A 13,907-nucleotide genomic window follows, 5' to 3' on the forward strand; every position below is an offset into this window, starting at 1 on the left:
CCGAAACAAAATTTAATTTTTGCCTACTAAAAAAGCACGTTTTTGTTATCTATAGTTATTGCTTTCCGGGCCGCCTGGGCCCAACATTCGCGCCCCGCCAACCTGCAAACGAAAAGGCGCCATGAAACAGCAACAAGTGCAAAACTGGTCTTGCGAAGACTCCGCAGAACTCTATGGAATCCGCAACTGGGGCGCCGGTTATTTCGATTTAAATGAAGCCGGCGAAATTACCGTGCGGGTGGAAAATTCCGCCGGCGAGCCTCGCAGCGTATCCCTGATGGACATCGCCAAGGGCGCCACCGAGCGCGGGCTCGGCATGCCGCTGTTGTTGCGTATCGAAAACCTGCTCGACGCACAGGTCGCGCGCATCAACCAGTCCTTCGCGCGCGCGATTGAATCCTGCGGTTACAGCAACGTTTTCCGCGGTGTGTTTCCGATCAAGGTCAACCAGCAATGCCAGGTGATCGAGGAGATCGCCCGGGCCGGCCGCCCGTTCAATCACGGTCTCGAGGCCGGCAGCAAGGCGGAGCTGATCGCGGCGCTGTCGATTCTGGAAAATACCGAATCGCTGATTGTCTGTAACGGCTACAAGGACGAGGAGTTCATCAACCTGGGCCTGCAGGCGCAGCGCCTCGGCGTGCAGGTTTTTTTCGTGGTCGAAACACCTTCCGAGGTGGACACCATCATCCGCTGTGCGGAGCGTGAACAGGTGCGGCCGAATATCGGCGTGCGCATCAAGCTCGCCTCCAAGGTCGGCGGTTACTGGAACGCCACCAGCGGCGACCGCAGTATCTTCGGCCTCGGCAGTAACGACCTGATTGCGATGGTCGACCAGTTGCGCAACCACGATATGCTCGATTGCCTGAGACTGCTGCACTACCACCTGGGCTCGCAGGTGCCGAATATCCGCGATATCCGCACCGGCGTACTGGAGGCCTGTCGCTATTACGCCGACCTGGTCGAAGAGGGCGCGGCCATGGGTTACCTGGATCTCGGCGGTGGCCTGGCGGTCGATTACGATGGCTCGAAAACCAATTACACCCACTCCAAGAACTATTCGCTGGACGAGTACTGCGTGGACGTGGTGGAAGCGATCATGGGCACGCTGGACAGCGAGGGCGTCGCGCACCCGGTGATTATTACCGAATCCGGCCGCGCCACTGTCGCCTATTCATCGGTACTGCTGTTCGACGTGCTCGATACCACCCGCTTCGAGCCGGTAGAACTCGAGCACACGAAAATTGCGGACGGCGATCACCAGATGCTGCTGAACCTGCAGGATGCGGTTAACAGCATCGGTCCGAAAAACCTGCAGGAGAGCTACAACGACGCGCTCTACTACCGCGACGAGGTGCGCTCCCTGTACCTGCACGGCCAGGTCAGCCTGCGCGAGCGCGCCAATGCGGAAAACCTGTTCCTGCAGGGCGCCCAGCAGATCCGCAAGCTGCTCGACGAGGCGGAGGAAGTGCCGGTGGACCTGCAGGCACTGCCGGAGGTGCTGTCGGACATCTACTATGCGAACGTCAGCGTCTTCCAGTCGCTGCCGGATATGTGGGCCATCGACCAGGTATTTCCGCTGGTGCCGGTGCACCGCCTGGACGAAGCTCCGACGCGCTCGGCAATCATCGCGGACATCACCTGCGACTGCGACGGCAAGATCGATCGCTTTATCGGCCGCCAGGAAGAGCAGAAAACCCTGCTGCTGCACGACCTGAAAGAGGACGAGGATTACATCCTCGGCACCTTCCTGGTCGGCGCCTACCAGGAGACTCTGGGGGACCTGCACAACCTGTTCGGCGATACCAATGTCGTGAGCGTGCGTATCCACGACGACGGCAGCTTTGATTACAGTCGCGAGATCCACGGCGACAGCATCGCCGATGTCCTGAGCTACGTGGAGTACCGACCGCAGGAACTGTTCGAGCGTTTCCGCAAACTGGCGGAGCGCGCGGTAAAAGATGGAAAGATCACCGCCCAGCAGCGCAAGCAGATTCTGCACACGTACACTGCCAGCATGAGCGGTTATACCTATTTCGAGAAATAAGGCCACGTGCCTCGGTAATTTCGCGGCGCCCGCGCCGCGACAAAAATAAGGAGATTATTATGGCCAATGTATTGATTGTCGGCGCCGGCGGCGTCGGACAGGTAGTCGCGCACAAGTGTGCGCAGGTCGAGGATGTTTTTGAAAACATCACATTGGCGAGCCGCACCAAAAGCAAGTGCGACAATATTGCCGAAATGCTGCCGCGCAAAATCGACACCGCCGAGGTGGACGCGGACAACGTCGGTGAAATGGTCGCGCTGATCGAAAAAGTGAAGCCGGACATGGTGATCAACGTCGCCCTGCCCTACCAGGACCTGCATATCATGGATGCCTGCCTGGAGACCGGCGTGCACTATCTGGACACCGCCAACTACGAGCCGCCGGAAGAGGCGAAGTTCGAGTACAAGTGGCAGTGGGCCTACCAGGAAAAGTTCGAGAAAGCCGGCCTGATGGCGCTGCTCGGCAGCGGCTTCGATCCGGGCGTTACCAGCGTCTTCACTGCCTACGCGAAGAAGCACCATTTCGATCGCATCAAGACGCTGGATATTCTCGACTGCAACGCCGGCGACCACGGCCTGCCGTTCGCGACCAACTTCAACCCGGAGATCAATATCCGCGAGATCACTGCGAACGGACGCTACTGGGAAAACGGCGGCTGGGTCACCACCAAGCCGATGGAAGAAAAGCGCGTGTTCGATTTCCCCGCGGGTATCGGCGAGAAAGACATCTACCTGCTGTACCACGAGGAGCTGGAATCGCTGTCCAAGCACTATCCGGAAATCGAGCGCGCGCGCTTCTGGATGACCTTCGGCGCCAGCTACCTGAAGCACCTGGAAGTGCTGCAGAACGTCGGCCTGACCAGCATCGAGCCAATCGAGTTCCAGGGCCAGGAAATCGTACCGATCCAGTTCCTGAAAGCGCTGCTGCCGGATCCGGCCAGCCTCGGCCCGCTGACCAAGGGCAAGACCTGCATCGGCAATATCATCCGCGGCATTCCCAAGGAAAGGGCCCCGGACAGCGAGGACAAGATCTACTACATCTACAACATCTGCGACCACCAGGAGTGTTACAAGGAGGTGAAGTCACAGGCGATCTCCTACACCACCGGAGTGCCAGCGATGATCGGCGCCAAGATGATGATGGAAGGCAAGTGGATGCAGCCGGGCGTGTGGAATATGGAGCAACTGGATCCGGACCCGTTCATGCACGACCTGAACCAGTATGGCCTGCCGTGGCAGGAGACCTGGCTGGATAAACCTTTCCAGTAAATTTTTGCTCTCTTATTGTTGGCGGCCTTAATCGGCTGCCGGGCGGGCCTGCTACCAGTGGCTGTCCGCGCAACAGCCTGATCGGCAATCGTTGCGCGGACGAACACTGGCACCGGGCCCTTCGCATAATGGTTTTGCACCTTCGAATAGATCGCAAATAGTGGCTCTCTTATGGATTTAACCCCCCGCAAGGATTACTTCGGCAACTTCGACCCCACGCGGGTACCGTCTCCCTGTTTCGTGGTCGACGAAATCGCGCTGCGCGACAACCTGGCCGTCCTCGCCGATGTGCAGGAGCGCAGCGGCGCCAAGGTGCTGGCCGCACTGAAGGCTTTTTCGATGTGGAGCACCGGGCCTATCGTGGCCGAGTATCTGAGCGGCACCTGTGCCAGCGGCCTGTACGAGGCCCGGCTGGGTTTTGAGGAATACGGCGGCGCCGACCTCGGCAAAGAGGTGCATGTGTTCAGCGCCGGTTTCAAGGAGGGAGAGCTCAAGGAAATCCTGCAGTTCGCCCACCATGTAATTTTCAATTCCTTCTCCCAGTGGAAGCGCTACCGCGACCTCTGCCTCGATGCACAGAAAAAGCGTCCGGAATTGCGCTTCGGATTGCGGATCAATCCGGAGCATTCCGAGGGCCACACGGACCTGTACGACCCCTGTGCGCCCTGCTCGCGCCTGGGCATCGTGCGCTCGCTGTTCGAGGGTGAAGATCTCGCCGGAATCAGCGGACTGCATTTTCACACCCTGTGCGAGCAGGACTTCAAGCCGCTTGCGCGCACCATCGCCGCAGTGGAGGAGAAGTTCGGCGACCTGATTGCGCAGATGGAGTGGATCAATTTCGGCGGCGGCCACCATATCACCCGCTGCGACTATCAGGTGGACGAACTCGTGGACGCGGTGCGCGCCTTCTCCGACAGGCACAAGGTGCAGGTCTACCTGGAGCCCGGCGAGGCGGTCGCACTCTTCTGCGGTGTGCTGGTCAGCGAAGTCGTCGATATTGCCTGGAATGGGCAGCAACAGGCCATTCTGGACGCCTCCGCCACCTGCCATATGCCGGATGTGCTGGAGATGCCCTACCGCCCGGAGATCTCCGGCGCCGCGCGGCCCGGTGAACTGCCACACGACTACCGGCTCGGCGGCCAGAGCTGCCTGGCCGGTGACAGCATCGGCGAGTACAGTTTCAGCGATCCGCTCAAGATCGGCGACCGCCTGGTATTCGAGGAAATGGCCTACTACACGATGGTCAAGACCAATACCTTCAACGGAATACCCCTGCCGGCCATCGTGTTGTGGAACTCCAAAACCGACGAGTTGAACCTCATCAGGGAATTCGGCTACGAGGACTTCAAGGGACGACTCTCCGGGCGCGACTGGAAAAACCTCGGGCACAGTACCGCCGGCGAAGACGACGGCTGCGTATAATCCGATCGCCCCGGATCATCGTCCAAATATCCCGGGGAGTGGCACACGGTCACTCCACACATCCACGGCGCCTGCGGCCCTACACAGGATGGAAACAATGCTTTCAGAAAACGATTACCCCATATTCCTCGGTTCCGAAATCGAGCAGCCAAAGCCGGAGGAAGCCTTCTTTCACGTGCTGCCTATCCCGTACGAAGAGACCGTCTCCTACGGTGGCGGCACCGGCAAAGGACCGGCGTCGATCCTCGAGGCGTCATGGCAGCTGGAGACCTTCGACAACTTTTCCACCCCCAGCGAACTCGGCATCTACACCCGCACCCCGGTCAACACGACCGGCAGCGCGGAGCAGGTGATGGACAACATTGCCGCGGCCACCCGGGAAATTCTCGAGCAGGGCAAGATGCCGGTAGGCATCGGCGGCGAGCACTCGGTCACCTGGGGCGTTATCAAGGGCTATCTGGATGCCGGTATCGAGGATTTTGGCGTCGTGCAGATCGATGCCCACGCCGACCTGCGCGACCGCTACGAAGGCAAGAAACACAGTCACGCCAGCGTGATGCGCCTTGTGGTGGAGGCCGGCATACCGCTGTTCCAGTTAGGCATCCGTGCCTACTGCGAGGAAGAGATGGGCGCGCGGGACAAATACGGCGTGCACTACCTGGATGCCCACGAGCTGGTACCCACGAATGTGCAGTCGATTGAATTGCCGGAAGATTTTCCCAGCAAGGTGTTCTTCACTCTCGACGTCGACGGAATAGACCCCTCGGTCTTTCCATCGACCGGCACACCGGTCCCGGGCGGGCTGGGCTGGTACCAGACGCTCAACCTGTTTGAATCGGTGGCGAAACAGCGCGAAATTATCGGATTCGACCTGCTGGAGTTCGCGCCGATCGAGGGATTCCACGCCTACGACTTTGCCGCCGCCCAGCTGCTGTACAAGTTGATGGGCATCGTGCAGCGCCAGCGCCGGCCGGTCTCCTCGGCGGGTTGACGCTTCTTAACGGCCGCGGCATGGCGGAGACCCGCCAAAAGGGGTTAAAATTTAACCAATGTAAGTAATCGCTTCGCCGGAGAGACTGTGAAGACGCTGAAACTGATACTGGGGACCATCGGGATCATAGCGCTGGGGGCATTCGCCTTCACGCCCCCGGCCGATGCCCAGCCGCGCGGCTACGATCGCGGCGGTCACGGTTACCACCGCCCCCACGGCCACTGGCACGGACACCACTACCGCGGTCCGCGCTTCTTCGGGCCGCGCCTTTCCCTGGGCTTCGTCGCTCCGGTACTGCCGTTCGGTTTTGTCAGTCTGTCCGTGGGCGGTAACCCATTCTTTTATCAGGGCGGCTATTTCTATCGCCCGGCACCGTCCGGCTACGTGGTGGTCTCGGCACCGCTGGGGGCGGCCGTCGCCAGCCTGCCCGGCAGCGCCGTGAGCATCCAGATTGGAGGCATTACGTACTATCAGTACGCCGACGCCTACTACCGCTGGCAGCCAGGCACCAGCCGCTATGTGGTGGTTGCGCCACCGCCGGGGCCCCCGGTGGCCATCGCGGCACCGGCGCCAGCCGCGCCGCCGGTGCCGAGCGGACCTAATAGTGGTTATGCGCCTAGTGGTTATGCGCCCGGGCAGGTACTCGAACAGCTGCCCACCGGCTACACCGCTGAAATCGTCAACGGCGTACAGTACTACCGCTACGGCAACGATTACTTCATGCCCACCCAGCGGGACGGGCACGAGGTCTACGTGGTCGTGCGTATCTGATCACCGCGATGGCTGTCGCCGTCAGGTGAGTTCCCGCGCAAACAGCGCCTGCATCCTGGCCCAGGCCCGCTCGGCCAGATCCTCGTTATAGGCGGCGGAATCCGTCGGGCACCAGCCGTGCAGCGTGCCCTTGTACACCTCGATCTCCGCGTCGGCATCCGCGCGGTCAAACGCCTCCCGCAATACCGTCTTGGCCTCCGGCTGACGGGCGTCGTCGTTTTCGGCGATGGCGATCAGGTAGCCCCCCTTCAGTTTCGGTATCAGCAGGTGCGGGCTGTCTGCCCTGTCGGTGACCAGGCCGCCGCCGTGGAAGGAGGCGCCGGCGCCGATGCGCTCGGGCATGGCTGCCCCCAGCCGCAGAGTGTAGGAGCCGGTCATGCAGTAGCCCATGACGCCGATTTTCCGCTCGGTATCCACTGCGGGCTGCGCATCGAGGAATTTCACGAAAGCACGGCCGTCGCTGACCGCGGTATCCGGTGACAGGGTACCGGCCAGTTTACGCGCCTCGGGCATCACCACTTGGCGCACCTCCGGACCGATCACGTCGGCTCCCCCCGGCACCAGGGGCCCGCGATGATTACGGTAATAGGGATTGACCACCAGCACCGCGTAGCCCTGCTCAGCGAGGCGCTTGCCCATCTGGCGGAAGGCGGGGCGTATACCGAAGATATCCGGCCACAGGATCACCGCCGGGTGACGCCCCTTGGCCGGGTGGACAAAGTAGGCGTCAGCCTCGCCATCCGGCGTTGTCACGCGGACATCCGACTCCGCGACCTTCATAGCGCCAAAGGCTATGCCCGGCAGCATCGCCCCCAGTGCCGCTCCCAGTCCGGTTTTGGTAAAGGTCCGTCTGCTTATGCCCTTGCGGCGCAGATAGGCCTCCGCCTCTTTGGCAGTTATTTCATCACACATGATTCCCTCCCCTTGTGAAGTTTGCGTCCCGGCGCATAGGCGGGTATCCCACCTGTTGCCTTGCCTCAACCATACCAACAGCGATACCGGCCCGCTATCGCCGGCGCAGTGGATGTGCGGCCCTGACTGACGAGGGGGCGTGATTGGTTGGCGCGCTTACGGCCGTACTTCTTCGCTCTGCAGCCCGTGGAAGCCGGCAAATTTCTGCAGTGCCCGGCCAAAGCTCGAGCGCAATGCGGCGCCCGGAGGGGCTTGCCAGTGCAGCGCTTCGATGCGCAGTACACCGGACGCGCGATCCGCCTTCAGGTCGACGACGCCGGCAAAGCAGTCGCCGTAGAGTATCGGCAGGCAGAAATAGCCGTAGCGGCGCTTCGCTTCGGGCAGGTAGCACTCCAGCTGGTAATCGAAGCCGAACAGCCTTTTCAGCCGCTTGCGCTGCAGCACCAGCGGGTCGAATGGCGACAGCAATCGCACCCGGCGCGGCGGCCGCTGCGGAGAGGCGTCCGCGTCGGCGGCCAGCATCAGGTCTTTGCCGTGTGGCAGCAGCTCGCCGCGGCGCAACATGGATTCGATGGCGGACTGCACCAGCGGTTTGTCCTCGCGGCGCAGATAACTGATTTCCTCGCTGCGCCCGAGACCCTGGCAGCGCAGGAAAGTCCGCACCAGATGCCGGCCGTATTCCTCGTCACTGGCGGTATCCGTGCGGACCGCGGGCGGCAGCAGCCGCTCTGGCAGGTCGAACACCTTCTGGAAGCCATCCCGGTGGCTCACCATCAGTTCGCCCTCGTGAAAAAGCTGCTCCAACGCCTTTTTCTCGTCGGACCATTCCCACCAACCGCCTTTTGCGCGGACAAAATCACTGGCCCTCAGCGGACCCTCGGCGCGCACGCGATCGAGCACATAGCGACACAGTTTCGCGTTCTTCTCAAACCAGTGCTTCTGCCCCTCGCGAATGCGGTTCATGCGCACACGGGCGAAGCGGTAATGGGCCATCGGCAGGTAGGCGGCGGCGTGGGACCAGTACTCAAATATCTCGCGACGCTGTTCCGCCCGCTGTAAGTGGGATTCGCGGTAGCGCGGCAGGCGGTTGTAGAGCTGGTGATGGTGGGCGCGGGTAATGCGCTGGATGGCATCCAGCTGCAGCGCGCCGAGGTGGTGGATCAGAGATGGCAGATCGCCGGACCAGGGGGTGTGGATAGACTGGCGCTCGATCACCAGCGCGCGGACTTGTTGTTCCGAGAGCAACGTTCTCCCCCCCTGTCGTATCGCCATGCCGGCACTGACCGGAGCGGGCAAGATCTAGCGGGCAAACCGCCGAATCAGTCGCCCTGGTAGTACTCCGGCGCCAGGTTATCGAAGCGCGTGTACTTGCCCACGAAGGCGGCGCGACAGGTGCCGATCTCACCGTTACGCTGCTTGCCGATGATCAACTCGGCCATGCCCTTGTCGGGGCTGTCCTCGTTGTAGTACTCGTCGCGGTAGATGAACAGGATCACGTCGGCGTCCTGCTCGATCGCACCGGATTCCCGCAGGTCCGAGTTCATCGGGCGCTTGTTCGGGCGCTGTTCCACGCCGCGGTTCAACTGCGACAGCGCGATTACCGGGCAGTTGTATTCCTTTGCCAGCCCCTTCAGCGAGCGCGAGATCTCGGAGATCTCCTGGGTCCGCCCCTCGGTGGCGCCCTTTACCTGCATCAGCTGCAGGTAGTCGAGCATGATCATCGCCGGCATGCTCTTCGCTTCGGCTTCCTCGCGGGACAGCTTGGGGTTTTCGCGCATCAGTTTGTTGGTGTGATCGCGCACGGTGCGCTTGGTGCGCGCGCGCACCTCGCTCGGCGACAGTGCCGGGGTGTCGTCGATATACAGGGCCTTGCCCTTCATCTTCTGCACCGCGCTGGACAGCTTGGGCCAGTCATCTTCCTGCAGTTTGCCGTTGCGGATGCGGCCCTGGTCGATACGGCCGATGGACGACAGCATCCGCATCACCAGGCTGTCCGACGGCATCTCCATACTGAAAACCAGCGTCGGGCGCTCCTGGCTCAGCATCGCGCTTTCGATAAAGTTCAGGGCCAGTGCGGTCTTGCCCATGGACGGACGCGCGGCGAGGATGATCAGTTCGCCCGGCTGCCAGCCGGACGTGCGCTGATCCAGCTCGCTGAGACCGGTACCGAGGCCAGTGAGATCGCCCTCGGTCTTGAACAGCTCGTCGATGCGCTCGACGGTCTGCTTCAGCAGTGTATCGACGCCGACGAAGCCACCCTCTTTCGCGCGTCCCTCGGCAATTTCTGCCACGCGGCGCTCTGCCATCTGCAGCAGGTCCGCGGAGGCGAGGCCGCCGGGATTGAAACTGGTGCGGCTGATTTCGCCGGCAGCGGCGATCAGCTGACGCAGCATCGAGCGCTCGCGCACGATCTTGGCATAGGCGACGATATTCGCCGCCGATGGGGTATTTTCGGCCAGTTCGGCCAGGTAGGCGGGGCCGCCCACTTCCGCCAGCAGGTCGCGACTGGCCAGCGCCTCGGCGAGAGTGACGATATCCAGCGGTTGCGCGCCGTCGGTCACCTCGACCATGACCGCAAAGATCTTGCGGTGACTGGCTACGAAGAAATCCTGCTCGCCGAGCTGCTCGGCGACACTGTCGATGCGACTGGAGTCCAGCATCAGGCCGCCAAGCACGGACTGCTCGGCCTCTACCGAGTGCGGTAGCGGCGAGGACTCTTCGGTCGGCAATGCTTCTTCGGAGACAGCGTATTCGTCGGTCATAGGGCGTTACAGGGTACAGAAACAAATCGGGCGCTGGTTCCCCGTATCCGATGGAGGGGGATTCCAGCGCCCGATTGTAGCGCGACTCAGCCGCAGTTGGGCAGGTGGATTCCACGCGAACGTGTGGTTCGCCGGTTTCAACCAGGCCAATAGCGGCCGGGGCGGGTCATGACCCGCCCGCGCGAATAAAACGCAGAGCGTTTATTCGGCTTCGATGACGACCTTGACGGTAGTGATCACGTCGGCGTGCAGCTGCACGTCTACGTCGAACTCGCCAACTTCGCGCAGAGCGCCTTCCGGCAGCTTCACTTCAGCCTTGGTCACTTCAACGCCGGCAGCGGTGATGGCTTCGGCGATGTCGCGGGTGCCGATGGAGCCGAACAGCTTGCCTTCATCGCCAGCATTGGCAGCGATGGTGACAGAGACTTCGGACAGCTTGGCAGCGCGCTCTTCAGCGGCACCGATTTTGGCTGCTGCGGCGGCTTCCAGTTCGGCGCGCTTGGCTTCGAACTCAGCGACGTTGGCTGCGGTAGCGGCTACGGCCTTACCAGTAGGCAGCAGGAAGTTGCGGCCAAAACCGGCTTTGACATCAACGCGGTCACCCACGTTGCCCAGTTTGCCTACTTTGTCGAGCAGAATAACTTCCATCTCGGTTTCCTCAATTTCAGTTTTGTGCGGGTCGCGCCTAGTTTTTGGCCAGACGCCCGCGAATATCTATCCAGCTATCTATCAGTGCCAGGCCGCACAGGAATCCGACCAGCGGCAGCGTCGCGATGAACAACATCACGTACAGAGCGACCAGCGGTCCCCGGCCCCAGTTGCGACTGGCTACCAGCCAGTGAATCAGGGCAATACCGGCCACCGCCAGCGGGAAAGCCGCGACGACACCCCAGAATGCATAATCCGGGTTAACCAGACAGTAAACCCATAACAGCATTCCCACGGCTGCCACCGGCAGCGGCATTCGCAGCTGATGGAACTCCTGGCCAAAACCGCCGGGGTTGTACAGCAGCGCCTGCCACCAGCGCGCGATGACTAGTGCCGTGACCGCAAACAGCGAGGCCCAGAAAGTCAGGGCTCCGCTGACGATCGCTTCGCTGGACATCATCTGCTCCAGCTGATCCTGCGGAGCAATACCCAGCGCCTCCATACCCTCCAGCATGTCTGCCTTCAGGCCGCCATTAAAGTGCGATGTCAGCATGATGCCAGCTGCCATGACCGCCAGTGTTGCAACCAGGGTCGCAACCCAGGAGCGGGTTGACCGCAGCACCAGGGCACCGGCCAAAACACCGGCCAACTGGGTTACGGATATCCCGGTGGTCATTAGCGATTCCATACCGCTGCCGCCCACGATAACGACTGGCAACAGGGCCCACATGAATATCATCAGGCCGTCGTTGCTGCCGCGGCGCAGGCTCACCAGAGCCAGTGCCGCCGGGCTGATCAGCGGTATACCCACCATGGTGGTGAGCACCGCGCGCACACGCCCGCGCATGATGAATTCGGCAAGGGCGCGCACGACTAGATAGCTTCTCTCTTACAACGTCTAAGCAACAGGGCTTAGGCTTCGTGGCTGTCCGTGTACGGCAGCAGCGCCAGGTAACGTGCGCGCTTGACCGCGGTGGCCAGCTGGCGCTGATACTTGGCTTTGGTACCGGTGATACGGCTCGGAACGATTTTGCCAGTTTCAGAAACGTAGGCTTTCAGGGTATCGAGATCTTTATAGTCGATACGCTTGACGCCTTCGGCGGTGAAACGACAGAACTTACGACGACGGAAAAAACGTGCCATCTGATTATCCCCTTACTCTTCGCTTTCGGCGTTATCGGAAGAATTGTCTTCCGCGGACTCGTCAGCGGAGGAAGACTTGTCTTCCTGCTCAGCACGCTCGCGGCGCTCGGTGCGCTCCGCGCGGGCGGCTTTGCGCTCACGGCTCTCTTTTTCCGCCTTCATGATCGGGCTTTCTTCAGTGATCGCCTCGTCTTCGCGCATAACCAGGTTACGCAGCACGGCGTCGTTGTAGCGGAAGTTGGTAGTCAGCTCTTCCAGAGCTTCTTCCGTGCACTCGACGTTCATCAGGATGTAGTGGGCTTTGTGGATCTTGTTGATCGGGTAGGCCAGACGGCGACGACCCCAGTCTTCCAGACGGTGTACCTGACCACCGCTGTCCTTGATGGTAGCGGTGTAACGCTCCACCATGCCGGGCACCTGCTCGCTCTGATCCGGGTGGACCAGGAATACAATTTCGTAATGACGCATTTTAGCTCCTTACGGGTTAAACAGCCTCCCGGCTAATCCGGTGAGGCAAGGAGTACAACGGGCCCGGCGCCAAGCCGAGCCCATTGCGGGCGGCGTATTGTAGGGACTTGCGCGACTGGTTGCAAGATGACCAGCTGGCGGGGATGTGGCGGTCAGAATGAATAGCGGACGCTCAGGCTGGCCTCGGACTTGTCGTAGGTGTAGATCTCGAAGTTTTCCGAGTTGTCGGTCACCATCAGCTTGCCGGCGAGCTGGAGCCGGGGCTGCAGGCGCACCTCCGCCCCCAGCCAGGTCCGCAGTCGCTCGCCGTCCCGCTGGCGCTGCTTTTCGACGCCATCGCTGTCGACCAGGCTATTGGTTCCAGCGTAGCGGCTGGAGCGATAGTCGGCCCCGGCGGAGACTTCCCAGCCGGACAGCAGCGGCCACGCCAGCTCCATCCCGACTGTCTGGCGGGTGGGCGAATAGCTGTAATGGCCACCGCTAACCGTGTCCAGATCCTCGCGATCATTGAGATCCAGGCGATAGAGGGCATCGAGTATAAAGGGGCCGAGGGGTTGCTCCCACTTGGCGTCGAAACGCTGGCGCCAACCGTCCAGATAACCGTAGTCGCCACGACCGCTGAAATGACCTGGTGCGTAAGAGAGCGTCAATTCCGCATCGCCGATATCCTGGCGCGCGCGGCCGACGAGACCGATCTCCTGCGTGACCTGCTCGCCGCCGAGGGACACTAGCTCCCCGGCGCCGCCCAGTTCCACCTGCCAGCCGCCTACCTGCATATCCCGTGACAGCCCGACGCGGTAGCTGCCCAGGTCCAGGTCGCTCAGGTCAGCGTAGCGCCGGCCGTAGCCGAATCCGTGCAGGCGCCAGCCATCGCGGGCGTCGCCCTGCAACTGATACTGCCCCCAGGCAAACAATTCCGAGTAGCTGTCTTCACCCACCGATGGGTCCAGCAGCAGGTCGTTCTGCAGGGCGTAGGCATTGTCGTCGTACCCCAACGACAGGCTGGCGATACCCAGCCACGGAGACGGCTCCGGCGCCTGGCGCGGCGACGCTGCCAGCGCCGCAAGCCGGGTGCCTGCGAGTCGTCGCAGCCGCTCCGAGCGACCTGCGGCAGCGGCGCGGTAGTGTTCAACCGCACTGGTCCGACGGCCCTGCCTTTCCGCTACCAGCCCCAACTGGAATTCGGCCAGGTCGCGCCAGTCAGGGTCTCCGCCCAGCTGCCGGAAATATCCCGCAGCCGCGCCGTAACGCTCGAGCTTGTAAAGAGTAATACCGAGGTTGTACTGCAGATTGGCGCTGTCATTGCCAGCATTGAGCTCATGCTGGAATGCCGCGAGGGCATCGCTGTAGTTACCCTTTTTGAACGCTTCGGTGCCGCGCGCAAACGAATCGCCGGCCAGGGCGAGCGGGGATACAGCCGCGGTTACGGCTCCCCATAAAAGAGCAGTACTGATGACTCCGGTCTTCACATCCAATAC

At 61.7% G+C, this 13,907-nt stretch carries 13 protein-coding genes; 5 read left to right on the plus strand and 8 right to left on the minus strand.

Translation table 11 applies throughout. From position 1 onward, the window contains the following. The first annotated feature begins 121 nt into the window (after positions 1-121). The 5 genes from speA to IG168_RS16665 all read left to right on the plus strand — a co-directional run bounded on the left by speA (position 122) and on the right by IG168_RS16665 (position 6,496). Positions 122-2,044, plus strand: coding sequence for a biosynthetic arginine decarboxylase (gene speA, locus IG168_RS16645; protein WP_193165703.1), 1,923 nt, complete (start codon positions 122-124; stop codon positions 2,042-2,044). 59 nt (positions 2,045-2,103) lie between these two features. Then, positions 2,104-3,312 carry a saccharopine dehydrogenase family protein gene (locus tag IG168_RS16650; RefSeq protein WP_193165705.1) on the plus strand — a complete coding sequence of 403 codons (1,209 nt, stop codon included), beginning with the start codon at positions 2,104-2,106 and terminating at the stop codon, positions 3,310-3,312. Between the two features lie 171 nt (positions 3,313-3,483). After that, entirely contained in the window at positions 3,484-4,734 is a 1,251-nt protein-coding gene (gene nspC, locus IG168_RS16655; protein ID WP_193165707.1) for a carboxynorspermidine decarboxylase, read from the plus strand. A 97-nt stretch (positions 4,735-4,831) separates the two neighbouring features. Next, positions 4,832-5,725, plus strand: coding sequence for an agmatinase (gene speB / locus IG168_RS16660; protein ID WP_226877076.1), 894 nt, complete (start codon positions 4,832-4,834; stop codon positions 5,723-5,725). Between the two features lie 87 nt (positions 5,726-5,812). Further along, entirely contained in the window at positions 5,813-6,496 is a 684-nt protein-coding gene (locus tag IG168_RS16665) for a DUF6515 family protein (protein WP_193165711.1), read from the plus strand. 21 nt (positions 6,497-6,517) lie between these two features. Here IG168_RS16665 and IG168_RS16670 read toward each other — a convergent pair whose 3' ends face one another. The 8 genes from IG168_RS16670 to IG168_RS16705 all read right to left on the minus strand — a co-directional run bounded on the left by IG168_RS16670 (position 6,518) and on the right by IG168_RS16705 (position 13,898). Continuing rightward, on the minus strand, positions 6,518-7,408 hold the full coding sequence (locus IG168_RS16670) for a dienelactone hydrolase family protein (protein WP_193165713.1): 891 nt from the start codon (positions 7,406-7,408) through the stop codon (positions 6,518-6,520). A 156-nt stretch (positions 7,409-7,564) separates the two neighbouring features. After that, positions 7,565-8,653 carry a winged helix-turn-helix domain-containing protein gene (locus tag IG168_RS16675; RefSeq protein ID WP_226877077.1) on the minus strand — a complete coding sequence of 363 codons (1,089 nt, stop codon included), beginning with the start codon at positions 8,651-8,653 and terminating at the stop codon, positions 7,565-7,567. 74 nt (positions 8,654-8,727) lie between these two features. After that, entirely contained in the window at positions 8,728-10,170 is a 1,443-nt protein-coding gene (gene dnaB / locus IG168_RS16680; protein WP_193165717.1) for a replicative DNA helicase, read from the minus strand. 201 nt (positions 10,171-10,371) lie between these two features. Beyond that, complete coding sequence (gene rplI, locus IG168_RS16685; RefSeq protein ID WP_193165719.1) at positions 10,372-10,818, minus strand: 50S ribosomal protein L9; 447 nt, start codon at positions 10,816-10,818, stop codon at positions 10,372-10,374. A gap of 37 nt (positions 10,819-10,855) precedes the next feature. Further along, a complete protein-coding gene (locus IG168_RS16690; RefSeq protein ID WP_193165721.1) occupies positions 10,856-11,689 on the minus strand; it encodes a YybS family protein in 834 nt (277 codons plus the stop codon). Between the two features lie 41 nt (positions 11,690-11,730). Continuing rightward, complete coding sequence (rpsR, locus tag IG168_RS16695) at positions 11,731-11,961, minus strand: 30S ribosomal protein S18 (RefSeq protein WP_067084304.1); 231 nt, start codon at positions 11,959-11,961, stop codon at positions 11,731-11,733. A gap of 12 nt (positions 11,962-11,973) precedes the next feature. Beyond that, on the minus strand, positions 11,974-12,429 hold the full coding sequence (gene rpsF / locus IG168_RS16700) for a 30S ribosomal protein S6 (RefSeq protein WP_193165723.1): 456 nt from the start codon (positions 12,427-12,429) through the stop codon (positions 11,974-11,976). 152 nt (positions 12,430-12,581) lie between these two features. Continuing rightward, complete coding sequence (locus tag IG168_RS16705) at positions 12,582-13,898, minus strand: tol-pal system YbgF family protein (RefSeq protein WP_193165725.1); 1,317 nt, start codon at positions 13,896-13,898, stop codon at positions 12,582-12,584. Between the last annotated feature and the right edge of the window lie 9 nt (positions 13,899-13,907).

The organism is Microbulbifer hainanensis, assembly GCF_014904735.1.
In the GTDB taxonomy this organism is placed as follows: domain Bacteria; phylum Pseudomonadota; class Gammaproteobacteria; order Pseudomonadales; family Cellvibrionaceae; genus Microbulbifer; species Microbulbifer hainanensis.